The sequence below is a fragment of the Niallia sp. FSL M8-0099 genome, assembly GCF_038006945.1.
Lineage (GTDB): Bacteria > Bacillota > Bacilli > Bacillales > Cytobacillaceae > Niallia > Niallia circulans.
The window spans coordinates 1,086,002-1,110,884 of the sequence record NZ_JBBOWF010000002.1; the positions used below are offsets into that span (position 1 = coordinate 1,086,002).

At 35.4% G+C, this 24,883-nt stretch carries 26 protein-coding genes; 1 reads left to right on the top strand and 25 read right to left on the bottom strand.

All coding sequences use genetic code 11. The features are described from left to right. Nucleotides 1-117: 117 nt before the first annotated feature. Complete coding sequence (locus NSQ92_RS19925; protein WP_341153143.1) at nt 118-918, top strand: hypothetical protein; 801 nt, start codon at nt 118-120, stop codon at nt 916-918. 348 nt (nt 919-1,266) lie between these two features. Here NSQ92_RS19925 and NSQ92_RS19930 read toward each other — a convergent pair whose 3' ends face one another. The 25 genes from NSQ92_RS19930 to NSQ92_RS20050 all read right to left on the bottom strand — a co-directional run bounded on the left by NSQ92_RS19930 (nt 1,267) and on the right by NSQ92_RS20050 (nt 24,873). Continuing rightward, nucleotides 1,267-1,515: a helix-turn-helix domain-containing protein gene (locus NSQ92_RS19930; protein ID WP_341153144.1), complete on the bottom strand. Its 249-nt coding sequence runs from the start codon at nt 1,513-1,515 to the stop codon at nt 1,267-1,269. Nucleotides 1,516-1,533: 18 nt separating this feature from the next. Next, nucleotides 1,534-1,833, bottom strand: coding sequence for a lasso peptide biosynthesis PqqD family chaperone (locus NSQ92_RS19935; RefSeq protein ID WP_341153145.1), 300 nt, complete (start codon nt 1,831-1,833; stop codon nt 1,534-1,536). Next, on the bottom strand, nt 1,830-2,192 hold the full coding sequence (locus NSQ92_RS19940) for a hypothetical protein (RefSeq protein ID WP_341153146.1): 363 nt from the start codon (nt 2,190-2,192) through the stop codon (nt 1,830-1,832). The genes NSQ92_RS19935 and NSQ92_RS19940 overlap by 4 nt, the downstream gene beginning before the upstream one ends. Next, nucleotides 2,189-2,749, bottom strand: coding sequence for a hypothetical protein (locus tag NSQ92_RS19945; protein WP_341153147.1), 561 nt, complete (start codon nt 2,747-2,749; stop codon nt 2,189-2,191). The genes NSQ92_RS19940 and NSQ92_RS19945 overlap by 4 nt, the downstream gene beginning before the upstream one ends. A gap of 122 nt (nt 2,750-2,871) precedes the next feature. Beyond that, entirely contained in the window at nt 2,872-3,009 is a 138-nt protein-coding gene (locus tag NSQ92_RS19950; RefSeq protein ID WP_123258429.1) for a paeninodin family lasso peptide, read from the bottom strand. Between the two features lie 43 nt (nt 3,010-3,052). Next, a complete protein-coding gene (locus NSQ92_RS19955; RefSeq protein WP_341153148.1) occupies nt 3,053-5,002 on the bottom strand; it encodes an asparagine synthase-related protein in 1,950 nt (649 codons plus the stop codon). 133 nt (nt 5,003-5,135) lie between these two features. Next, nucleotides 5,136-6,521, bottom strand: coding sequence for a sugar phosphate nucleotidyltransferase (locus NSQ92_RS19960; protein WP_341153149.1), 1,386 nt, complete (start codon nt 6,519-6,521; stop codon nt 5,136-5,138). A 22-nt stretch (nt 6,522-6,543) separates the two neighbouring features. After that, nucleotides 6,544-8,352 (bottom strand): ABC transporter ATP-binding protein, encoded by a 1,809-nt coding sequence (locus NSQ92_RS19965; RefSeq protein WP_341153150.1) that lies wholly within the window; start codon nt 8,350-8,352, stop codon nt 6,544-6,546. A gap of 3 nt (nt 8,353-8,355) precedes the next feature. Continuing rightward, nucleotides 8,356-9,537, bottom strand: coding sequence for a nucleotidyltransferase domain-containing protein (locus tag NSQ92_RS19970; RefSeq protein ID WP_061799496.1), 1,182 nt, complete (start codon nt 9,535-9,537; stop codon nt 8,356-8,358). Beyond that, the gene (locus tag NSQ92_RS19975) at nt 9,515-10,003 is read right to left on the bottom strand and encodes a lasso peptide biosynthesis B2 protein (RefSeq protein WP_061799501.1); all 489 of its coding nucleotides are present in this window, start codon (nt 10,001-10,003) and stop codon (nt 9,515-9,517) included. Before NSQ92_RS19975 ends, NSQ92_RS19970 begins: the two co-directional genes overlap by 23 nt. Further along, nucleotides 9,991-10,308 carry a PqqD family peptide modification chaperone gene (locus NSQ92_RS19980; RefSeq protein ID WP_144547076.1) on the bottom strand — a complete coding sequence of 106 codons (318 nt, stop codon included), beginning with the start codon at nt 10,306-10,308 and terminating at the stop codon, nt 9,991-9,993. Before NSQ92_RS19980 ends, NSQ92_RS19975 begins: the two co-directional genes overlap by 13 nt. Nucleotides 10,309-10,313: 5 nt before the next feature. Further along, complete coding sequence (locus NSQ92_RS19985; RefSeq protein WP_061799505.1) at nt 10,314-11,519, bottom strand: glycosyltransferase family 4 protein; 1,206 nt, start codon at nt 11,517-11,519, stop codon at nt 10,314-10,316. A gap of 18 nt (nt 11,520-11,537) precedes the next feature. Beyond that, a complete protein-coding gene (locus NSQ92_RS19990; protein WP_061799507.1) occupies nt 11,538-12,725 on the bottom strand; it encodes a glycosyltransferase family 4 protein in 1,188 nt (395 codons plus the stop codon). Nucleotides 12,726-12,747: 22 nt separating this feature from the next. After that, entirely contained in the window at nt 12,748-13,809 is a 1,062-nt protein-coding gene (locus tag NSQ92_RS19995; protein WP_061799509.1) for a polysaccharide pyruvyl transferase family protein, read from the bottom strand. Then, the gene (locus NSQ92_RS20000) at nt 13,806-14,729 is read right to left on the bottom strand and encodes a beta-1,6-N-acetylglucosaminyltransferase (protein ID WP_061799511.1); all 924 of its coding nucleotides are present in this window, start codon (nt 14,727-14,729) and stop codon (nt 13,806-13,808) included. The genes NSQ92_RS19995 and NSQ92_RS20000 overlap by 4 nt, the downstream gene beginning before the upstream one ends. Further along, nucleotides 14,726-16,087: a lipopolysaccharide biosynthesis protein gene (locus tag NSQ92_RS20005; protein WP_061799514.1), complete on the bottom strand. Its 1,362-nt coding sequence runs from the start codon at nt 16,085-16,087 to the stop codon at nt 14,726-14,728. Before NSQ92_RS20005 ends, NSQ92_RS20000 begins: the two co-directional genes overlap by 4 nt. Continuing rightward, nucleotides 16,077-16,982 carry a glycosyltransferase family 2 protein gene (locus NSQ92_RS20010; protein WP_061799516.1) on the bottom strand — a complete coding sequence of 302 codons (906 nt, stop codon included), beginning with the start codon at nt 16,980-16,982 and terminating at the stop codon, nt 16,077-16,079. Before NSQ92_RS20010 ends, NSQ92_RS20005 begins: the two co-directional genes overlap by 11 nt. Beyond that, nucleotides 16,979-17,542 carry a glycosyltransferase gene (locus NSQ92_RS20015; protein WP_061799518.1) on the bottom strand — a complete coding sequence of 188 codons (564 nt, stop codon included), beginning with the start codon at nt 17,540-17,542 and terminating at the stop codon, nt 16,979-16,981. Before NSQ92_RS20015 ends, NSQ92_RS20010 begins: the two co-directional genes overlap by 4 nt. Continuing rightward, a complete protein-coding gene (locus NSQ92_RS20020; RefSeq protein WP_061799520.1) occupies nt 17,529-18,110 on the bottom strand; it encodes a hypothetical protein in 582 nt (193 codons plus the stop codon). The genes NSQ92_RS20015 and NSQ92_RS20020 overlap by 14 nt, the downstream gene beginning before the upstream one ends. Before the next feature lie 71 nt (nt 18,111-18,181). Beyond that, nucleotides 18,182-19,192 (bottom strand): GDP-mannose 4,6-dehydratase, encoded by a 1,011-nt coding sequence (gene gmd / locus NSQ92_RS20025; RefSeq protein WP_061799522.1) that lies wholly within the window; start codon nt 19,190-19,192, stop codon nt 18,182-18,184. A 17-nt stretch (nt 19,193-19,209) separates the two neighbouring features. Then, the gene (locus NSQ92_RS20030) at nt 19,210-20,391 is read right to left on the bottom strand and encodes a glycosyltransferase family 4 protein (RefSeq protein WP_061799524.1); all 1,182 of its coding nucleotides are present in this window, start codon (nt 20,389-20,391) and stop codon (nt 19,210-19,212) included. Nucleotides 20,392-20,508: 117 nt separating this feature from the next. After that, nucleotides 20,509-21,108: a glycosyltransferase family 4 protein gene (locus NSQ92_RS20035; protein ID WP_341153151.1), complete on the bottom strand. Its 600-nt coding sequence runs from the start codon at nt 21,106-21,108 to the stop codon at nt 20,509-20,511. Between the two features lie 30 nt (nt 21,109-21,138). Beyond that, entirely contained in the window at nt 21,139-22,281 is a 1,143-nt protein-coding gene (locus NSQ92_RS20040; RefSeq protein WP_341153152.1) for a glycosyltransferase family 4 protein, read from the bottom strand. Nucleotides 22,282-22,510: 229 nt separating this feature from the next. Next, a complete protein-coding gene (locus NSQ92_RS20045) occupies nt 22,511-23,932 on the bottom strand; it encodes an O-antigen ligase family protein (protein ID WP_156485436.1) in 1,422 nt (473 codons plus the stop codon). 17 nt (nt 23,933-23,949) lie between these two features. Next, nucleotides 23,950-24,873, bottom strand: a complete 924-nt coding sequence (locus NSQ92_RS20050) for a glycosyltransferase family 2 protein (RefSeq protein ID WP_061799532.1) — start codon at nt 24,871-24,873, stop codon at nt 23,950-23,952. Nucleotides 24,874-24,883 lie beyond the last annotated feature (10 nt).

Genomic DNA, 24,883 nt, shown 5'->3' on the forward strand with positions numbered 1-24,883 from the left:
ATATCAATTAATTTACATTTTTGATATATATTTTTTTAAAAAGGGAGAAGTTTCCTATCTAATGTACTAAATTGATAGATTACTAAACGACTATACTTAATTTTTTAGGAGGTTTCAATGAAAGCTATTATTTTATCCATCCTTTCTATTATTCTTGTGGTGATTCTTGTTGTTGGGAATATCCATTGGAATAATCGTGAGGACAACCCTCTATCTAACACCCATCCTACTAAAGCCGCAAATGGTGAAGTAGAAAATAAAAAGAACGAAGACCAGTACTTTAGTCTTGATGACTATATGAGCTTTGCCAAGTCATGGCCAGAAAGTGCACAGAAAGTATTCGAAGAGAAACTTACAGAGAAACAACCCTTTCATATATTATTGGTTGGTTCCGATGAAATTGGTGATCAAGAGCTTGGGTTAATTACACCATTGCAAGAAGCATTAGCTAGTAAATATGATAAATATGTAACAATTGATAGCATTACATATAATGAAACATCATCTGACTATGTAAATAATAATGAATATGAGTCTATGATCGATAAGAAGCCAGATATGGTCATCTGGGAACCTTTTTTGTTGAATGATAACGGGGTAGTTGATATTTCTACAACCTTATTGAATATAAACCAAGTAATTAATGAAACAAAAGATGTCCTGCCAGATGTAACATTTGTTTTAATGCCAGCACATCCCCTGTATAATGCAGGCCTCTATCCTATGCAAGTAAGCGATTTGAAGAAATTTGCTGAATCGAAAGAAATTCCCTATTGGAATCATTGGGAAGCATGGCCTGAGAGCAATGATTTAAAACTTAAAGATTATTACGTTGAGCTAGGTGATAGATCACAAGCAAATAAACAGGGCTTTGAAGTTTGGAGCAATTATTTAGCTAAAAAACTTATTTCCGAATAAACATTTTACTAACAAAGGCGAGAATTTCTCGCTTTTTTCTTAAAAATAAGTTCTTTATAACGCACATAAGTAACATGGTAACATATCTCTCGAATATTTACAATTGTTACTTTATGCCTATTTCCCCCTTGTAAACGTTACCTAGTTTCTTCTATTATATGTATATTAATTTACTCAACCTTAAAGGATGTCTGTCTGCTGTAATTGTATGAATAACATAATGAATGAAAATGAAGAACGATGGGAGGATTAAAATCTTTTAGGAGGGATTGCAGGGAAAGTAGGCAGAAAGGGGATTACTTTCCCTTTAGCAAAGTTTAACTATGTATCTTTTGATGGCTCTTGTATCTATTTGATTGTCCCTTTACTGCTTGCTTTATTATTAAGCATATCCTTTTCAAAATCATCACTAATTAAGTATTCCACGCTTGTTCCTAGTTTAGCTGCTACTTTTTCTAAGAAGTGTAGAGAGGGATTATTTTGTAAGCCTCTGTCGATGTTGCTTAAGTATGTTTTAGATACCTCTGCCTCTTTTGCCAACCTAGATAACGAATAACCTTTTCGCTGACGTAAATATCGAATTCTTTCGCCAATCATTCATTCACCTCTTTTCCTTTAGGTACTCTTTATTGTAATCAAACCTTCCTCTTTTAATGTTTCCAAGAAGGAACAAACATGCTGCTCGCATTTTCGTTGTGTTACTTCATACTTTTCCATTAAGGTAGCTACCACTCGGTCAATCGAGATTGGCTCCTTTATTAATTCCCAAATATCGCCGCCAATATGACCTAAATTATAGTATTTGCTATTCGCAATGCTTAACATTACTTTTTCTCCATTCATATCACTCACAATATGTCCTAGGGTTTGCACAACGATCGTCTGTTTATCTATTTGCGTTTGTGTTTTCCTCATTTGTCTTCTTCTCCCTTTTGCTTTGTTAAAATAAGTTCTACCAGTTCATTTACAGTAAAGCGCGATTTCGGCCGCTCGATTTTATAAATAGAGGTACTTTCTAAGAATTTAGATGTGGTTATTAAGTGCCATTCCAATAAACCTAATGGTTGTAGAAAGCTGTTCCGAAAAGTATGCTTATACAATATTTGCAGCCGTTCAAGTTTCCGTTTTTCTTTTATTTCAATCTTCTCTCCATCCTTTTTTGTGAGCTCAAAGATGCCTGCCAGCGGGAGACAGCTTGTTTCAAACTGCTGTTCTATCGGCACACTAAATTTCTCTTCTCGATAAGCAATCGGTTTGAAAGAACGATTAGTCATTTCAAACTCATGCAAACTCTCAAGCCATAACTTTTGATAGGGATAACAATTGGATTTCCGCCTTTATTTAATTGGACTGGAATAATGTCGTCACTTATCAATTTATAGCCTTTTTGTAAAAATGCTCTTGCTAATGTGGACTTGCCCGCGCCACAGTCCCCTACAATGGCATATACTTTTCCCTCTATCACAATTCCACTGCCATGAAGAGGAAGAATTCGTTTTTGCATGAGCAGAATACCCATACATGTACCTAATAAATAGAGGCGCATTTCATCCATTTTATTTGCCGACAACAACGTGATAGAAATGCTTTCTCCTTTTTCGATTAAGAATATCGCGATATTTGGAACATGGAAGAGAACCATATCCCTCTCTATGACAAAATAGTTATTTGCCTTTGCTTTAGCATTCCAATATTCCCGCAGGTCCTTTTCTTTAATCACCAGTTCTGGAATGGCTTCTACCTTTTCTTCTTTACATAACTCCGGCAGCATGAATTCGCTGTACACATGGCATCCAAAAGCATAATAACGAAATGCACTTTTTGTTATCATATGTCCCTCCTACACCTTCTTCCTTATCCTATCAAAAAGAAAAGCCTCAACCTTCTTAGCAGCGAAGGATGGAGGCAGATTGAAAAAATATAACTATTATGTCCTAAAAGTGGAATTGAGCATTAGCTCCAGCCAAGATCAGGGAATGGCGTTCCCGTTTCATACGTTGCATCTAACTTATTGTTATTAAATGGTCCTGCCATCGTTTCTTTTACATCTAAAACTTCTAAGTTCGGCTCTTTCCATTCAAGCTTGTTCATCTTATCACCTCCTTTCAAGTTGAAAGATCTAGTATCTTCCTACTCATCCTGCCAATTTTAGCTTCTTTAGAAACCGATACACGATAATGCTTCTGAACAATGCTCGGACATCAGGATCCACTGCGTATTCAGAATTTGCTCCTTTTCCTAACTTATCCAGTCCCCTTTTCAAGCAATTGTAATTGATATAAGAAAGAATCACTGGATCTTTTGAAACCTCCCTAGCCTCCTGCAATAGACTCTTCCAATGGGGAATCACTCGATAAAGCCAATCCGTCCCTTGAGCCCCTCTTATTTGCTGATTCAGTCGTATTTCATCAGGCAAATACCCCTCCGTACTTCTTCTTATCAGGGCACGGTCCATTCCCTTCTGTACATACTGATCTTCTGGAATAGACAAACAAAAACGAATAACTCGTATATCATTTGTCGGGTCTCGACTGATTAATCCATATTTCAGCGAAAGTTTGGTCATGAATGTATTGGAAGCATTCCAGTGAAATAAGTCATCAAAATGTCTTCTCCTTTGCTCAAATGCGTTTAATTCAGAAAACCATCCTGTTGCATCCATTCCTGCTTCTGCTAATTTCGTATATATTCTTGTTTTCGCTGCAAACTCTGGATTAATCAGCGGCGGCGGCCCTCCCGTTGTATATTTCTTCCTTTGCTGATTTAAAAAAGGAAAAGTTTCTCTAAGCACCATCGCAGCAACCCTTTTCCGCGGTCTTGCAATGTTTTTGCTATATGCTTCCACTTCTTTATAGAGCTTAAGCAATCTACATTGTTTTAGCAGAAGAGGAAAATAATCCTGCACCCCTCCCCACGATATAGACAGGTTTCCGCGATTTCCATTCAGAAGAATACCAATGTCCCGTTTTTGCGCCTCTTCAAAAATCCCCTTAATCCAAAAGGAATTTTCAAAAAACTTATAGGGCATTTCCATTATTTCTAAAAATTCGTCTATCTGTTTGTAGGAATCCTTCCCTTCGAAATCCAGATAATGATCCTGCAAACGGCCAATATAATTCACTGTTTTATGTACAAAGGATGATTCATTGGCTACTAAATTCTTCGGACCAAATGGAATAAAATCTTTAGGTGGTATATAGCTAAAAGTATGTAAGCCAGCATCTTCTGGAAGATGTTTGGCTGCTAAGCTGACAACCGATCCTGAATCCAATCCACCACTTAACTGAGACCCCACCTTTTTATGGGTTCTAAGCCTTGCTTGAACAGCTGATTGATAAATCTCCTGAAATGCTTCTACATAGTCATTATCACTAGGTAGATGTATTGGTTTTACTTCCGAGCTTATCTGACTATATCTCTTTACTTTTTTCCTTCCTTTTTCAATTGTGATGCTATGTGATGGCGGCACTTGCTCAATCCCGACAAAAGGCGTTATGGAAGAATCAACCGTATCTACTACCCCAGCAATAGCTAAATATTCAGCTAGCCATTCCTCATTTAACCGTTGCTTAACATTTGGTAATTTCAATAACGATTCTATTATTGTTGAAAAGTAAAACTGCCTATCCTTATACACGTAATATAAAGTTCTGCTTCCCGAAAAGTCTCTTGCACCAAATAACTTTTGCTGCCTTTCATCCCAAAGAAAAAAGGCAAAATCTCCAATCAGATATTTCGGAGTTTCTTCCCCCCATTTAAGATAAGCAAGAAGGATTAACTGCGTATCAGAAATAGTTTGCTGCAAGGAACGATCAACCTGCAGGGATTGAAACAATTCCATTCGGTTATCGATAATAGAATCAGAGGTAATTACCACCCCGCTCGTTTTATCGTAATAGGGATTTCTCTCTCCCATTGATTCTGGTGTAATCCACCGTGCATGACAGCCAAGAAAAATATTCATCCTGCTATATACTTGAATATCATCGGAAGGGAATCCTTGAAACCCATTCATTATTTTCCCAGCATACTCCGTTGCTATGCTCGCTTGATTTTCATATAAGATTCCAGCTATACCACTCATTTATTGTACTTCACCCTCATTTATTCTTAATAAAGAACGAAACAGTTAAAAAAATACGAATATTAAGTAGTGTTCCCTCACCTTATTCTTTATTAAGAACATATCATACTAAAGCCTTCCTAGCAATACCTGTTTATAAATTTATCGCGAGATTTTTAAAGGTTATTTCATTCATTATTTGTTTCCATTCTAGAGAGAATCGATAAATATCCTCTTCAACTAGCTCACTGCCAGTCTGCACTTCAATAATTTCCATTGTACTTGTTGCTCTTAAAGCATGCTTTGTTCCTAGAGGTATATGAATAACATCCCCTGACCGAATATGCTGTAGTTGATCATCCAATACCAGGACACCCTCTCCTTTAACAACTGTCCATACCTCACTTCGTTTGTAATGAACTTGATAGCTCAGATTCTTCCCGGTTTCTACACATATTCTTTTTGTTAAAACTTCATTTCCTTCGAGATATTTCGTGTGCTCTAGCACCTTATACCAGCCCCACCTTCTCTCTTCAAACATAGGTCTTTCTATTAGGTCTTTTAATATTTCCTTCACTTGCAGACTATCCTCTTTATTTGTTACTAAAATACCATCTGGACTTGCCGCCACCACCACATCATCTAAACCAATTAATGTAATAGGAATATCCAACTCATTTACAATATGAGAATTGGTGATCCCTTTACTAACAAAGCCCTTTCCACTAATCGGATTTTGCATTTCCTCTGTTAACGTATTCCAGGTTCCAAGGTCTTTCCAATAGCCCGTATAAGATAAAGCAATTACTTGCTCTGCCTTCTCTGCCACCTCGTAGTCAAAGCTATTCTGGGGTAATAGGTGATATTGACTTACTAGTTGTTCATATTGAATAGGGTAGCCTCTTTCCAACAAGATATTAAGCAGATATTCGATTCGGAAAGCAAACACCCCACTGTTCCATAATCCGCCACTTTCTATTAGTCTTTCTGCCTCTTCTCGTCTCGGCTTTTCCTTGAAGGCGGATACTCGCATATAACTCCTCTCTTCTTCATCAAAAGGAACCATATATCCATATTTTTCAGAAGGATAGGTTGGCTGCACTCCTATTAAAGCAAGCTCTGCATTACTTTCTATCAGCGTTTTCTCAAGCTCCTTTACCTTTGAAAAAAAGTGATTTTCTACAAAAGGGTCAACAGGAAGTATTGCTATTACTTCTTGAGGACTGCAGCCTTTAACAGAATATAAATAGACAGCAGCTAGAGCAATTGCTGGAAATGTATCCCTTCTTGTTGGTTCCACCACAATCGGCACTTGTGTTCCCACTTGTATTTGAATCATTTCCACTTGTGATTTACTTGTTGCAATCAGCGAATCCTTAGCAAGATCATTTTTTTCTAGTTGTCCCCATACTCTTTGAACCATCGATTCCTTATTGCCCTCTGCATCGGTTAACACTTTCAGAAACTGCTTTGAACGGGCATCATTGGACAACGGCCATAGACGTTTGCCAGAGCCGCCAGACAATAAAACAAGTTTCAATTTCATCCTCTCCTTTTTGAAATTAAGCCAATGTTTGATTTCCGGCTAATTCTTGGGAAACAAGCATTTTTCTTAACGCTCCCTTTGTTTGCGCCAATTGCTTATATTCTCCTTCTTGTATTACCTTTCCAGATTCCAAGACTAATACCTTATCTGCATTTCGAATCGTTGATAAACGATGCGCGATTACGATTATCGTCATTTTCCCTTTTAATCGATCAATAGCCTGCTGAATCTTCAGTTCATTTTCACTATCTAATGCACTTGTTGCTTCATCTAGTATGAGAATAGCTGGTTTTCTCAAGATGGCCCTCGCCAAAACAAGACGCTGGCGCTCTCCCCCTGAAAGCCTTATTCCTCTATCTCCAATAACCGTATCCAATCCTTCCGGCATCTGTTTAACAAAATTCTCTGCAGCAGCAAATGACAAAGCTTGCCATAATTCCAGTTCTGTCGCCTTTGGTGCAACCATTAATAAATTATCTCGAATGCTGCTATGAAATAAAAAAGGCTCCTGAGCAACATAACTAATGGAATTCCGATATAACAGTAACTCATCCTCTGTCAACGATTTTCCGTTTACAAGCAATCTGCCTTTTTCAGGCTGCAGCAAGCCCATTACTAAATCGACTAATGTCGTCTTTCCTGCTCCTGACGGCCCAACTATTGCGGTTGTTTTCTTAAGTGGAAAATGAATATTTACGTTTGTTAGTGTCCAGTCTTCCTGTAATGGTTGATAGCGAAAATAGACATGGTCACATTCTATTGCCTGTTTTAGAAGAAATGGCTCCCATTCACTTGTGCGAAAGGTGCTCCATTCTTGGCTTTTGTTACTTTCCGCTTGAACACGCAGAACATGATCTAATGCCGGAAACATAGAAACTATTTGTTCTACATTGCTTTGCAAGGAGGAAAACCGCGGCCATAATCTTGAAAAAATCAAGATAATTACCATAAGCTTCTCTGGCGGAAGTTTAAGAAAGGAAAAAGAAATAGAAACAAAAAGGACAATCAAGAAACCAGCCATCAGCCGATAAATGAATACAGACTTAGCGTTTAAGCGAACTAAATTCATCACATTATGGTGAATTAAATGAGACTTAGACTGAAACCAATCAAAGAAAGATGGCTCAAGCATATTGCTTTTCATATCTTTCATTCCACTAAACTGTTCTGTAATTCCTCCAAAGTAATCGTTCATTAACTCTGTTGTTTCTTTGCCGATTGTTTTAGAATTCCTCACGAATTTCCTCATAAAAATACTAAGTAACCCACCACTTATTAAGACTATGCTTGTTAAGGATGGTGATAAGAGAAAAGCCAGCATTATTTGAACAATAGTAAAAAATACAATGCTGATTAATTGGATAATACTATGTGTTCCCACGCCGACTCGTGATATTTCTGTTGTGAGAATATAGTTAAAATCCGCCTTTCTTTTTCTCAGCATATATTCCCACTTCACTTTGATAAGTGATTCATATGTCTCTATTCGTAATTGTTTAATAAAGTTCTGCTGGATATCTGTATTTAAAATCGTTTGACTCCGTTGCAACAGAGCCTGACCACTTATCAATAGAAGATAAATTAATAAGACAGAAGTCAAATTTAGTTGAAAAGGCAGCTTTTCCATTGCTGCTACTATTAAAGTAATAGGAAACAGATCATTTATCTGCATATTCAACAATCCAATAACAGAAAGCATTGGTATTAAAAGATAAATGCTAATTCCTTCAAGGGCACTTATTAGAATGCTAAGAAAAATATTAAGATACATCTTCGTTCCAGTAACTGCCTGCAGTTTCTTAAAAAAAACAATAAGATTTCTCATTTTCTAAAGTCTCCTAAGTGAAACTTTTTGCTTTAAAATTACTCGCCACAGCCATAAAATCGGTCTTAATGGAAGATAAAGAAAGTGCAATGATTTTGGTAAAGGAAGCACTTCTGCGTCCCATGAATTGGCATAGAATTTCCGAATGATGTAAGCTGCCTTCTGCTTAAATGGTTTCATCTTAAATAGATACTTTTTTCCTTCCTTATCCCATGTCTTGTCTGGAGGATGAAAAAAGTTGATTCTTTCTCTCATGAATAGAAAAGCCTTTTGTGCGAGTCCCTTCGATTGCTTATTTATCTTTCTCTGATACCTTTTTGAGCTTAATTGTAGGTTTTCAACTAAATAGAGCGCTTGTTGATAGAGGTGGCAGGCTTGATTTTCCATAAAGACTCTGGGACAACTATTAATATCTTCTTCTCTCTTCAATATTTGCACAATATCTTCTAACCACCGAATACGAAACCAGCCATGACGTGCCCCATGTGAAACAAGATAATAGCACAATATTTCCTCACCTAAAGTATAGAATGCTGTTGACCCTATAGACACCGTTTTGCGATTATTCCATAAGTCTGCAAAGCTCGGCTCTTTACTAGGACCGGGATGAAGTCTCCAATGCACTTCCACTTTGCAATTTTTCTCTTTATGAAGGAATTCAAGATGATGGTTTCTTTTTTGCCAGTCTTTTAATTTTCGTGGTGGTTCATACTCCATTTCATATCCTTTTGCTTGAAGGATTTCTATCGTTGACTTTAAATCTTGAAAGGAAATCAGAATATCAAGATCGTTGGAAGTTCTGGAAGATAAGTCTCCGTACAAATAATAGGAAAGAATTGGTCCTTTTAAAGTCAGCATGCGGATCTCATTCTTCGTTAATGCAGTTGAAATATTATCTAGTTCTTTGATCAATTGGAGCATTTTGATTGTATTGTCTTTATATAAACCCTCTACTATTTTGACTACGTTGTTAGGCAAATAGGGAGAGTCTATACTAGACAGTCTTAAATAGATGGATGGATACACTTTATGAAAATAAACTAGCTGAAGAAACTCCTTCCAATCTACCTTTTTATGAAATTCTTCTATCAGTTTTATGGAGTCTTCTTCCTCATTCAATAGCCTTAATAACAACTGCAGTTCATTGGAACAGCTATGCAGATCAATTTCTTCTGATCCCTTCATTCTTTTCACCTCTTTTACTCATACCACCGGCAAATGTATTCACAACGGTAAAACGTTGTTTACCGCGTGCACCTGTCACATAATGCGAACCACTTCTAACCCATGCATGTGCTTCCATTTTGCCTGCTTGGTCCCTAGCGATACCTAGATATAAAGTGGTTGCAATCTTTCTTCTATTTAACATTCTCGTTGCTGCAATTGCTTGGACAAGGCAGGCACTTTCCCAAAATGTATATTTGCTCATCGTCTCAATCGCCAATGATACATCTTTTATCATCTTTTCATTGCCATTTACCTGAACTTCCGTTTCCATCGATTCTTCACCCAGACTAGGAGCAACTTTCGCGAATGGCAATAGTTTCAAAAACCTACCTCTTGCCAAAAAAATAAATGCCTCCATCATTAGGCATTTTAGTTTAAAATCCATTTTGATAAATTTCTTGACTTTCCGTATCACTCTAGGCATCCTTTTAAATCTACCTTTACTAGTAAATTATCTGCTAATAATTCTGCTAAAAAATATTCTACTTGCTGCTCACATTCTTCTTTTGAAACTTCATAGTCCTCCATTAGCATTGCTACGATTTGCTGCTCACTTATCGGATACTTGCAATATTCCCATATCACAGTCCCTATTTCTCCAATCTTGTAATACGTATTTTTTTGCTCATTCCAAATATACATTTGGCTATTTAACTCTTTCCATGTATTTTCTTTGTTAACTTGATAAAAACAATCTCTCGCTAACTCCTCATTTAATAACATCATCATCGCTCCTAACTGATTGATTGTTTCTTTGTCCAGTGAACGTCTGAAATGATATAAGATTTTACTACATTGATATTCGTTGTCTTTTCCCAAATTTGCTGTTTGTGCGCTATTTTTTCCTCTATAAACTGTTTGAATTCTGTACGAAACCGTTCCGGAGAGAAATTCAAAGCATACTCTCGACAATGGACTGGATTGAATGGTAATCGTTCGAATTGCTCCACAGCCCTTCTTATCGCTTCTGGTGTTTGGTCATAGAAGAAATACCCAGTTGGATGAGGCGATTCATTGTATCCTTTTACCGTTTCTAAGGACCCCCCTTTTCCATAAGCAATGACTGGCGTACCACAAGCCTGCGCTTCTAGAGGGGTTATGCCAAAATCTTCTTCCGCTGCAAAGATAAAGCCTTTTGCCCGCTGCATATGGTCTTTTAACACTTCAAAGGATTGATAGCCCATCAAGTGAACATTTGAACCTGCTTTCGCCTTCATTTTTTTAAAATCCGGACCATCTCCAATTACGAATAATTTCTTATCTGGCATCAGAGAAAATGCTTCCACTATTGTATCTATTTTCTTGTAAGGAACCATCCTGGAAGCAGTAAGGTAGAAATCCTCTTTGTCTGGATAAAAGCTAAATTTTGAGACATCCACGGGCGGATATACTGTTTGGGATTCTCTTTTATAAACCTTCCAGATTCTTCTTCCGATAAAATCAGAATTAGACATAAAAAAATCTACACCATTTGCTGTTCGATAATCCCAATTACGAATTTGGTGCAGTAGAAATCTAGTTAAATATCCTTTTATTCCTTTATCCATCCCTGCTTCTTTTAAATATTGGTGCTGAAGATCCCAAGCATAGCGAATAGGAGAATGAACATATGAAATATGAAGCTGATCTGGTCCAGTTATGACCCCTTTTGCTACAGCATAGGAGCTAGAGATAATGAGATCATATTTAGATAAATCTAATTGTTCAATGGCTAATGGCATTAAAGGAAGATACACACGGTACTTCCTCTTCGAAAAAGGAAGCTTTTGAATAAAAGTCGTGTTCACTTTCTTATGTTGAATAAAATGCCGATCTTTCTCATCTAAGTAATCGACTGTACTGTAAAGGTCTGCATCTGGATAAATCTTGAGTATCTCCTCTAATACTTTTTCTGCCCCATTATAAACTACCAGCCAATCATGGATAATTGCTGTTTTCATGGGAATGCCTCCTTTTTATCATGCCTTCTTTCTCTTATGCAGCCAGTGTTCAGAAGTTGCCTCTTTTTCACTTGCTAAAGCTTTTTCTATTCTCCATTCATTGATTTTGGTATCAATAAACGCTTTAAATTCTTTTTGAAAACGTTCATTCGAAAAATACAAGGAGTGGTTTCGGCAATCAATCGAATTTATCTGGATTTGCTCAAACTTTTGGACAGCCGCCGCAATTGCTTCCACATTTTGTTCATAAAAAAAGAGCCCTGTTGGACTGGTAGATTCATTGTATCCTCTAACTGTCTCCCGAGATCCGCCTTTCCCGTATGCAATAACAGGTGTTCCACATGCTTGTGCTTCTAATGGAGCAATTCCAAAATCCTCTTCCGCAGCAAAAATAAAGCCTTTCGCACGCTGCATATAGTCCTTTAATACATCAAAAGGCTGGTACCCCATCAACATAACATTTGACCCAGCTTTTGCTTTAATTTTCTTAAAGTCCGGACCATCTCCTATGACAACTAGTTTCTTGTCTGGCAATAAAGAAAAAGATTCTACAATGGTATCTATCTTTTTGTACGGTACCATCCGTGAGGCGGTTAAATAAAAGTCTTCTTTCTCTTCTCTTAACGTAAACGCAGATACATCTACTGGAGGATATACTGTCTTTGCTTCCCTCCGATACGTCTTCCAAATTCTCCGCCCAATAAAGTCAGATACGCACATAAAAAAATCCACACCATTAGCTGTTCGATAATCCCAGTTACGAACATAGTGCAGAATGAACCTTGTTATCCAGCTTTTTATCCCCTTTTCAAGACCCGATTCCCTTAAATATTGATGCTGCAAATCCCAGGCATAGCGTATTGGCGAATATACGTAAGAAATATGGAGCTGATCCGGACCTGTTATCACTCCCTTTGCAACTGCATGAGAACTGGAGATGATTAAATCGTATTTAGATAGATCCAATTGCTCGATTGCTAACGGCATAAGAGGAAGATAATTACGATACTTCCTCTTCGAGAAAGGAAGATTTTGTATAAAGGTTGTTTTCACCTGTTTATTTTGAATAAAATGCCGGTCTTTGGCTTCTAGATGTTCGACCGTACTGTATAGATCTGCATCTGGGAATAGTTTGAGTAACTCCTCCAGCACTTTTTCCGCCCCGTTGTAGACCACTAACCAGTCGTGGATGATGGCTGTTTTCAATGTTTAACACCCCATTTTTCTTTTAGTTGTTAAGTGCATCTAACAAAGGTTGAAATTCCAATTCGAAGTTATAAATATCACATTTATCCAAATCTATCTCTTTCAACTCTTTAATCGCTCTTCTAATAGTATCCATATCAGTTGGATCCAATAATTTTATATATTCTATTCCCTTTAGCCACTGATTGTAAGTACCCTCTATTTTGTGATTACTATTTTGGAAAACTATACACGGAGTTTTGGTTATTGCACAAAAAATCATGCCGTGTAATCGATCGGTAATAACTATTTTGGATTTCTTAAAAGCATGAAATATCTTCTCTAATTCCTCTTTTCCTTTACTCATAGTTATTTCGCCATCGCCTATATGTGTATCATAATACACTAATGGTTCCACTTCGCCTTCTAATAAAGTTATGAGGGTTCTTTTAAAAGACTCTTCTAGGTTAATTTCCATGTCATTCCTTAAGCAAACTAGAATATGCTCTCTACTTAAAATTGGCTCAGCCTCTTTTCGTGATAAAACAATATCAGGAACAAGGTAAACTTTATTATAAGGAAACAGTCGTTTCATTATTTCATATGAAATAGGTTCTCTAGCTAATAGATGTAGGTTTCTATGTCTCGAATAAATTTCTTGCGTTTTTTGCAGTGCCTTTCTTCCTGATTCTGTTTCGGAAAAGTCGATTGTTTGAGGAAATGATATTATTTTATTTTTAGGAAAATATTTTATGATGGTTCTTCTATACTCTTCGTACGACTTGTATAAGTCCCCCATATTTCCCCCGCCTATAATGGTAATAATATCTTTTTCGCTGCACTTTTTTTTCATTTCTTTCATGGCACTATATGTTTCACTAGCATAAACACTGATTATATTATAACTAGGATATACAGTCTGCAAATAAGCAATCTGGGTCTGAGTAATAGCAATATCTCCTAAATTTCCATAATCAGATGCAATAGTGACAAATATTTTTAAATCCTTTTTTCCATATGGAATCACAAATTTTGTAGCTGATTTATAATACTTATAATTTATCTTCCAGTTTAAAGGTATTCTCTCTTTCATTTTAGCAATCATAGCTTACTCCTTTCTCTATCAAGGTTTTGAATATCAAAATGAAAATCATCGATTAATTTAAGTATCTTTGTATCCTTTTTTATATCAAATTTCCTTGCAAATAAGGAAGCGCTATTGACTATCCTGTAATAATCTTTATCTATTAATATGGAGGGGCTGCTAGTCGTGTCTCTCCATATCATAAATCTTAAATTGTCATTTACAACTTTATCTTTATATGGTGAGTTCAACACTAATGTTTGAAAGATTATCTCATCAGGTATTTCGACATGATGAAAAAATTTTTCAAAACGAGGGTATTCACGCAAGTACTCTAGAATAAATTGAACTGCTTCATTTGTTAGACACCACCATTGGGATCCTCCATATAGCTGAAAATCATTAGGAAACCTTCTTACAGGTAGCTTTTTTCTAACAATACTCCATGTTTTGGAAACTGCCTTATTTAAAAACGAAGGATTTCCTTTCTTTCTCTGCAATCTCCTAAAGAACCAATACTTTGTTCTGGCATAACCACCTTCATACCAATTAATCTCGGAAAACTTAGTGTATTCTATAAAAGATTTCTCCCTATTCTTCTCTAAGAAATTTAATATGTCTTCGATTGGATATATTGGATAATCTTGACCACTTAGTAGTATATAATGATCATATTTGATAGTTGCGGTTGCAGCATTTCTCAATCCCTCCAAAGTTGCTCTTACTAAACTAAAATCTCCCCAATAACATTTATAATTTTTAATGAAATACACATTTTTTTTATTTTCTAGTTTCTCTTTAAGCTTCAATATAAATGTCTTTCCCGCCCTAGAATCAATATGTATATAAAGATCAGTATGAGGAGAGTCTAACTTATTTACTAACCTAATTATCTGGTCTGGATTCTGATGAACCAAAAGGATAAAAGCTACTCTTATCATTTAGACACTTCCCTTTCCATTTTGCTATTAATTCTTCCTCGTTTCCGCACTCCCTTTCTTACAATACTAAATGCAGCCATTATCACTGCCTTGAAGTCTGCTAAGCTAGGTATTAAATATACCAGCTTCAATTGATGGATATGTTTATTATATTCTACTAAATATAGGATAAGTTTTAGTATAGATGATAAAACAGCAATAACACTGGCGCCTATTACTCCCCAATGTTTTACTGTAAATGATAGAGTGATAAAGATAAAAATGGTGGATATTATTTCAGTCGTTGTATTTATAAAGGTTTTTCCATAACCATTTATTGAATTTCTAATAATCATTGATTGCCCTCTTACAAATGTATAAATAATTAATATTTCAGCAGGTATAATAGATGGAATATATTCTTTCCCATAAACGATTGGTATCAATAAAGGAAGTAGCAATGCGAAAGGTAGAGCTGTTATAGAGTTTGCAATAAAGCTATTTGTCCATATTCGCAAAGTTCTTTGATGTGTAAGATCTGCAGATAATCCAGCTAACCTTGGAAAACTCACTCTTTGCAATGCTGTAGATATTGTGGACAAAGGCTTGACTGAGCTTTCCGAAGCTGAATAAAAGCCAAGTGCAGCTGGCGGCAGCATCGCTGACAATACTAATTGAGTAGCATTGGCTGAAGTTGCCCCCGCAACAGTTCCTCCTTGAGCTTTCATTCCATACCATAAAGTTTTCATCAATTCCCAGTGGAAGTTCCCTGAGAAATAGTTATTTTTGTATCCTATGAAAAATGTAGCGATTGCAATAATAGCATTAGTGCCAAGTAATATATATAAAGCACTTGAAACTTCAAGTAACCCCATATAATAAATGATTATAAGAAAGATAGTAGAAATAGTTGGATTTATTATCCTCATCATATTCGCAAATGAAAATTTTTCCTCAGCCGCTAGTGCTCCCAAGATAACCTCACTTATAATGCCTGGTATAATCCCTAGTAGAAATAAACGTGCCGCTATTAAAACTTGACTATCTAAACTCGGCATTACATAAGGAATAATTATAAATTCGCCTACTAGTGTGGCAACTACTCCTAGAAAAAGGCTGGCCACAGCCAAAGTTTTCAATAAATCTTCTCTGTTATTCTTCATTTTGTGCCAATAATAAATGACTGTTTGATATATATTTAAATGAAAGTACCACATTAATAGGTTGCCCCAAATTGTAATTGCTAAGTATTCTCCTCTCCCCGCTGGTCCTAAAACTCTTGCAATTATAATCCCTGAAATTAGAGTAATGATAATTAATATAAATTCACTTTGAAATGTCTGAATAAAGTTCGATAAGAACCTATTTTTAGATTTCATTCTCTTTTTCCTTTTCCTTGTAAAATGAAATTTCACCTTCTAAGTTTCTTATATACTCTATTGCTCTCTTCATAATATTAGCAGTTGAAGAAAACGCTTTTATATTGTTTTTCTTAACTTGATAGCCTAACATGTGAACATAACAAAAACCTAAATAAAAGAACGCTTTTGCTATACTTTGTTCAAGCTTATAATACTTTTTAAATGTTACATATATTCTGGAAGCTTCTTTATATGGCAGATAATAATCTCTATTAATTGCAGAGGGATAATGATTATTTATAGCATCTTTACATAGATATATTTTATAATTTAGCGCAAGTGCTCTAGCTGCTATATCAACTTCATCATATCCATAAACTAACTGTTGATCGAATTGAATTTTTTTAAACATCTGTAAAGGGAAAATAGTACTATTGATAACAATTGTGTTTAATGGCTCCTTTTTTTTATACGCTTTAGTCTGAAACCCTAAAAAATCAATTTTGTTCGGATACACTTCAGAACCATTATTTATTTCTATTCCAGTCATAATTGCCCTATTACGTTTTGCGGGTTCTATCTTCATTAATCCATTTATGATTTTTTCTAGAAAATCATATGACATGATAACATCATCATCCATAAACATAACCCGCGATCCTGTTACAAGCTTTAATGCATTATTCCTATTAAAACAAAGTCCCTTCTGAGGCCCCTGTATATATTTAACTTTTGGAAATTCTTTGGTGACCATTTTTTCCGACTCATCATTTGTACTGTCGTCAGATATAATGATCTCAAAGTTTTTGTATGTAGATTGATATATAGAATGTATCGCACTCTTCAAATCATCTACTCTATTTCTAGTACAAATGCAAATGGATATTAATTCCACCAAACCACCTTCAATCATTTATTAGAAACCAATTCTATAAACTCTTCTACTTTAGAAACCGTGTTTAAAACATTGAACTTTTGCTGATATGTCTCGTACCCTTTATTTGAAATAGATTGATATAGTTCTTCATCTTTTATTAATCTATCCAATTTAGAAGCCAATTCTCCAGCATTTCCTGGTTGATATAAGATTCCAGTTACTCCATCTTCAATAATTTCTAATGGTCCTCCTATCCCAGCTGCGATAACTGGCTTTCTAGAAGCCATTCCTTCAATAATCACCCTGCCAAAAGGCTCTGCTCTAGTAGAAGCATGCACTAGGATATCGATATCTTTCAGTAATTCCAAAACGTTTTCTCTATGACCTAGAAACTGAATATAATTACAATCCTTCGCTAATTCTATTAAATGATTCTTGTACTGAAGTTCTTCTTCTTTCGTAAACAATACATCTCCAATTATCAAAAATTTGCTTTCGGGATACTTTGGGTGCAAAAGCTTTGCTGCCTTAATGAACACATCCTGCCCTTTCCATCTCGCAATCTGACCAATAATGGCTACTCTAAATTCCTTCATGACTACTAGCCTCCTCCAGTGGACGAATCCCGTTATAAACAATTTTTATCTTCTCTGTTTTTCCAAATTGACTGGATACAGACTTTGAAATACATATAATTTCGTCCGGAAACTTTGACAGCAAAACAAATAATTTCTTATTTATTCCACCATCAATAATATCCCTTACATGCCAGATAACTTTTTTAAATGCCAGCTTCCCAACAACAAGTCCAATGAAATGAGCTTTCATCGAATTAGAATAAACAATCTTTGCCTCATTCTTATACATGAAAGAAAAAAGCCTAACCATTGGGACAAATAAAGAGAATATGGACAAGAACCTTAATGTACTTTTTTCATCTCTGTTATACTTCAATACTTTATCGGAAAATGGAATGACAGCAACATTCACACCAGAAATTTCAGAGACCCTTTCCACAAGTGGACCTTCTTCAAAGCATACTAATGTGGGCTGGAATCTTTCTTTGTTGATATAGGTCAATATATCAATTAAACTTCTTTCTCCTCCTCCAATTATTGCCGTGTGTACTAAGAACATTACTTTAATCTTTCCAACCGGCTTCACTGGCTCCCCTCCTTTTTGCCATTTTTATGCATAAAAAAGAAGCAGTTCTTGACTACTTCAAAGTTAACTTTCTATAAATTTGCTAATTTAGGAAAAAGAGAAGGATAGCGGTTTATTTCTTTACTTATTCTCTGTATATCCGCATCCACCATTACTTTTACCATCTGCTCTAACTCTGTCTTTGCTCTCCAATTTAACTTTCTTTTCGCTTTCGATGAATCTCCCAAAAGAACATCCACTTCTGCTGGACGGTAGTATTGAGGGTCTATCACTACATAGTCTTGATAATTTAAATCAAGATAGCTAAAGGCGATTTCACAAAGTCTGCGTACAGTTGTTGTTCTTCCAGAAGATATAACGTAATCATCTCCTGATTCTTGTTGCAGCATTAGCCACATTGCTTCTACATAATCTGCTGCATAGCCCCAATCTCTTTTGGCTTCTATATTGCCCAGCCTCAATTCCTTTTGTATCCCCATCTTTATTCTTGCCGCAGCATCTGTGATTTTTCTGCTGACGAATTCAATTCCCCTCAATGGCGACTCATGATTGAAAAGAATGCCACAAGAAGTATGCATTTTATAGCTTTCTCGATAATTAATTGTCATCCAGTGTGCGTATAACTTAGCCGCTCCATAAGGGCTCCTAGGGTGAAATGGTGTTTTTTCTGTTTGAATCTCCTCCTGTACTAATCCAAACATTTCACTTGTTGATGCTTGATAGAATTTTATCCCTGGATTCGTTAACCTTATAGCCTCCAGAATATTCACTGTTCCTATACCTGTGATATTGCCTGTTAATACTGGCTGTTCCCAAGAGGTCCCAACAAAGCTTTGCGCCGCTAAATTATATACTTCATCAGGTTTGGCTAACTGTAATGCTCTTATCAAAGAAGACAGGTCTGTCATATCTCCGTCAACTAATACCACTTCTTCCTTAATTTGCAGATACTCTAGTCTCCATAATGTATCTGTACTCCTTCTGGCTAGTAACCCAAACACTTTATATCCTTTATTTAATAGCAATTGTGCTAAATAAGCTCCATCTTGACCAGTTATCCCAGTAATCAGTGCAGATTTCAATCATCTCGCCATCCTTTTTAGTTATAAATGTCAATAGTTTTTCTATTCATACTATTATCAAAAACAGTACATACTGCATCGACTACTCTATCCCATGTGTAATTTTCCATTACAAACTTTCTACAATGCTCACGATTGGGAAGTTTCAATTGTCCAGATAAAATATCTTCTAACTTACTTGCTATTGCTTGATCAGAACTGTCTCTAAACATTAGTTGTTCATCTAATTTTTGCAAGATTTCCTTTGTTCCTCCATAAGGAGTCCCTAATACTGGTGTTCCACATGCTAAAGATTCCACTGTCACCAATCCGAATCCCTCTAATGTGATTGTCGGTACAATACTAAGATCGGCGATTTGATACCAGTTTAAAAGTTCATCGTTTGGAATTTTCCCCAGCAAATAGACATTATTTTCAAGCCTTAAATTTCTAATTAATGATTCTAACTCTTGTCTTAAATAACCCTGACCAGCTATGTATAGCTTTGTATGGGGATACTCTGCAACTACTTTCCCCATTGCTTTCACAAGATTATCTATCCCCATTCTTCTCACTAGCCTTCTTGCACAAAACAATACTTTATCAGTAATGTTTATTCCTTTTCTCCTTCTTATTTCCTCCCTGTCCTCTGCTGGTTGGAAATATTCTGTATTTACTGCCCCAGGAATAATATTAATTTTACTTTCATCTATCCCATAGTCTTCCATTAATATATTTTTAAAATATTCACTTAGAACAATAAAAGAATCAGAGCGTCTATATGTTATTTTCTCTAAACTTTTTTTACTTTTATTCTTAACATTCATTATTAGGTTGCGGGTAGTTTCTACAGTAGACTCCTGTGCCCATGGACCATGAAAATGTGTCACTATTGGTATATGGTCAGGAATTAAATTCTGATTCACAAGTGAAAAATATAGAGCAAAATGTGGGTTAATTATATCTGGCTGAAAGGTGGAAATTAAGTTTTTGATAGAATTGCGAAATAGATTAGCGCGATTTATCACATGAGCGGAAGAAACCCCTTTTGAAGTGTCAATCATATAATCAGGGATATCAAGCTCTGCTCCATTGCCTGTTATTAACCCTCGCACCTCATGACCGTTGATTTGCATAGCTTTTAGATAATCAGAGAAGTATCGATTTAATCCACCTGGGGTCGATTCAATCCACCCCATACCTGTTGATAGAACTTTCATTTTTTACCCCCATTTTATTCATTAACTATTTATACAGCTAGTTCTTTATATATATTTAATGTTTCTTCACATACTCTATTTACACTAAGTTTTTCTAAGTCTTTCTTCGCTTCTAACTTAAGCCTTGTAAGTTCCAACTATTTCAAAAGCCTTAATTAGTTCCATTATTCCTTTTCTTTTATTCATACCAGCTACTGTTACAATTGAACGCCCATCTAAAGATATAGGCATATAATCCTCTAGTTTTTTTGTACGTGGACTATTTGATGTCCCATTTAAAACAGTACGAACCTTTTTTGCGGATATTTTTTTCTTATTTCTTAGGATTTCACTTACTGAATTACTCACAGCAATAACTCTATCTCCTACCCCCATAATCATAGATTGCTTATCGAATATATTATGTACTGTAGTTACAAGTTTGTACGAATGATTAATTTTTAATATTTTTGCTAGAAGTGCTCCTGTTACCATTTGCGCATGTACTATATCCGGGTTAAACTCCTTTATTATTTTATTAAAATCTGATAAAGTTCTAATAGAATGCAGGCCTCTTTTTTCTTGTTTCAATTGATAATGTGGTATTCCATATTGCTCTAGAAGTTTAATAAATTCTCCACCAGATGAAGCAACCGCTACCTCCTCTCCCATTTGCTTTTGACTACAGGCAAGATCAATAGTTGCGTTTACTATCCCATTTACCAGTATTACGCACATGATTTAGCACATGGATAATTCTCATTTTTATCACACTCTCACTCTATTTTCATTCAGGATAAACATTTCTTTTACATACTTTTTAGAAACTTTGCTCCAGCTATTTTCTTCTGCAATTAATCTACCATTAACTCCAAATTCGTTTAATAATCTTTCATTGAAGATAAATTTGTTTATTGCATCGGCAAGTTCATTTTCATCATTCGGATCTTCCAGTACAATACCAGCGGGATATTCTTTGGACTCCAGCAAAGTTGAAACTCCCGCTTCTTTAGTCGTGATAACTGCTGTCCCTGTCGCCATTGCCTCCAGTACTACTAAGGAAAATGGATCATACCTAGTAGGAAAGACGAAAAGATCTACTTGGCTCATTAAGGTGGCGATGTCATTTCTATATCCTAAAAAAATAACACGTTCTTTTAATCCCATCTTCTCTGCAATTTCTGGATAGACACTCCCTTCCTTACTGCCTGCTACCAATAAATAAATATCTGGAACCATCAACATTGCCTTAAGTACTGTGTCTAAATTTTTCCGACTAGATTTTATATCTCCTGCAAATAACATTGTTCTTTTACAGTAATTATTATGGAGAAATAGCGGCTTTCCTTCTCTATTAGGAGTAAACTCATCAATATCAACACCATTATTTATTACAACTATTTTAGCTTCCGGCATCCCTATCTTCAGAAGTTCCTGTTTTACTTTATTTGATACTGCTACTATTTTTTTGGTAGATCGGAGAGAGATTTTTTCTAACTTAGAATTAATAAAACTATATAAAAACTGATAGAATGTTTTTATCGTTTTCTTTTCTCTAAAAGGATGATATATAGAATCAACCCAAGAAGAATGAACAAAATGAACAATATTCATATCACTTTTTACCCATGTAATAAATCCATTTAAAATAAGAAAATCAGGATTAATCTTTTTTATCATGTATGTGCTTAATAGGGCAAAATGCTGATATTTTAATAGATTAGTAGGCAAAATGCTAGCTCTGACTTTATGCCAAGTTATATTATTATTTTTCAGAAGAGATTCATCAATTTCAGTAGAAACAATTATTACTGATAGACCATACTCTAATGCCGTCTTCACTATTTCATAATTTACTCTCCCTTGGCCATCACCTTTAATTAACTTATGTGTGACAATGCATATTTTCATGCAACATTACCTTCTTTTATCTTTAAATTTTTTAATATATACTTACAGCCAGTTTTGAGGAACTATAATGTTTGGATGAAATTTGTTTCAATAAATTCTCCCCACCGACGCAATAGTTTTAAAATTTGTTAGAGAATTTTTCCACCACTAATCCATTTTCGATGAAATCCAACAACAGGTAGCCTCCTATTTTTCCATTCTTCTTCTTACTTTATCTAGATATAGAATCTCATTTCCCACCCTCTTCCTCTACAAACGACATAGAAATAATAAACCATATTAAAAAGCCACCCATTCCTGGAATACTATTAAAGCTTAATAGACTTATAAGTAATGCAATTATCATTGCTATTCCCAGCTGATAATAGCTTTGGTGACTAGGAATTTTAACTAACTTTCTTCTCAGCATCTGGAACAATAAAAATAATCCTGTGAAAAATAAAAAACCTCCGCCCCAACCAAATGTATAAAAAACATTTAGGATACCATTATCAAAATTTCCACTTTCCCCCAAATTACCGTTATTACTTAATTTAGTACTTACTCCACTTGATCCAAAACCATTACCTAGTGGATTCTTAAGTATCTTTTTGGACGTTTCGATTGCAAAATTTAATCGTGCATTAAATGATGTATCTTCCTCTAAATTACCCAAGGTAGCAAAGCGCTCATTTATTTGGACTGCTCCTGGTATCAGGTTAACTAGGTTGATAAGAATTATTACAACGATTGTAATTAAACCTAAGTACTTTACTTTTCTCCATATGCTTCTAGAAAAAAGGATATAAACCATTATTGCCACAATTGTAAAAATCCAAGAAGACCTTACTAAGGAAATGGCTAAGGCAGAAAGAACAATAAAGACACCAACCCATCCGAAGATTCCTCTCCACTTTTTTTCCACTATCATTGGCACTATTGCAATCGATAAAAACAGAGCAAATGGTCCAGGTGAATTTACTGTAGAGAATATTCTAAAATTCATTGGTTCAGCTATACCAATTGAATTCATTTCTACATTTTCCATCCAAAGTTTATCCCATTCTGGTAAATAAAAATATTGGATCCACCCATAAATTGAAAGGAATACTGCTATTGTAGATAACGAAGAAATCCATATATCTCTATATTTCATTTCATGCTTACTTAATGATGCACTATAAATAAACAACAGAAATGGAATTACGTAATTAGCCATTTCATATAATGCTGAACCTCTATTACTAATTATTCCAATAGCAAAAGCATAAATAAAGGCTCCTATAAAACAGTAAATTATCTTTTTTTGCTCATTATTATAAGTTGCTTTTTTATGCATGAGGGAAAATATTATAGTAGCAGTTAGTAGTAATGGAGCAATACTTAATAAAGAAATAGACTGATATTCACCCATTATCCAGTCACTTACTCTTCTAATTCCAGGCATACTGCTCCAGATAATTAGCAAATAAATGATAAACAATCTTGATCTAAAGTAAGATAAGAACATTCCAAATACAGCCATTGCTAGTATTAGTATTATTTGTGTTAATAAAATAACGCTAAATCTGGGTGTTACAATTCCCACCCCTACGGTTAAAAGTAGTAATATAACTAATAAATAATAAAACTGTTTTATTGACTTATTCGGATAGCCAATTACTCTATTCAAATTATTCGCACCTTCAATCACTTAGATATTGCAGTCACTTCCCTTTTTATCCTTACTCTAGTGGAAACATTTATAAAAAACTTTTCGATACTATTCTTTTTCATTAATAACCTAATCATTTGTAACAATCCAGGCTTCTCTGATGTACCAATAACAAGACACCATAATATAAAAGTTAGTTTTCTAATTTTAGTTTCCATAAAATCAGTCATGATAATTGTTTCATTGTAAACAGAATGGTAATACGCTTCCTTATTAAACCTTCCTCTCTGATCGAGATCAAATCGCGGAGCTGGATAATGATCCACTGCTACTTCCGGGTCATATACCAACCTCCATCCTCGCTTTCTAACACTTAAACTAAATGCCAAATCATTATGTACTTGTGCTCCCTGCCCTAATAATCTTTCGTCAAAAGATAATCCAGCAATAGCCTTTCGTCGATAGCTCATGTTTGCTCCTTTTAATACATCTACATCACGAGCTTCTCCATATCCTAGATGGTGATTGCCAATGACACGACCAAACCATTGTACTTTTCCAACAGGATCTTTCCTTCCCTCTTCTTTGTGGTTGCCGTGAACTACCCAGTCACGCCCGCCAACTCCGCCAATTTGCTCAGAGCTTTTAAATAGGTCGATTATCTTTTGAAGCCAATGAGTATGCGGCACTGTATCATCATCTAATATACAAATGAATTCTCCTGAGGCCTGCTGCAATCCTTTGTTTAATGCAGCTACTTGGCCTGGCCGAGTTACGATGGCTTGTTTAATAGAAATAATAGTTTGATAGTCTTTTAGAAAGCTAACAGTTTGGTCATCTGTATCACGAACTATAACTATTACTTCATCAGGTTTATGAAGTTGTCTGCTTAATCCCTCTAAACACCTTTTTAAATCATTTGTCCGCTTATAGGTCGGAATAATTACCGACGTTTCCATTCCTTCATCC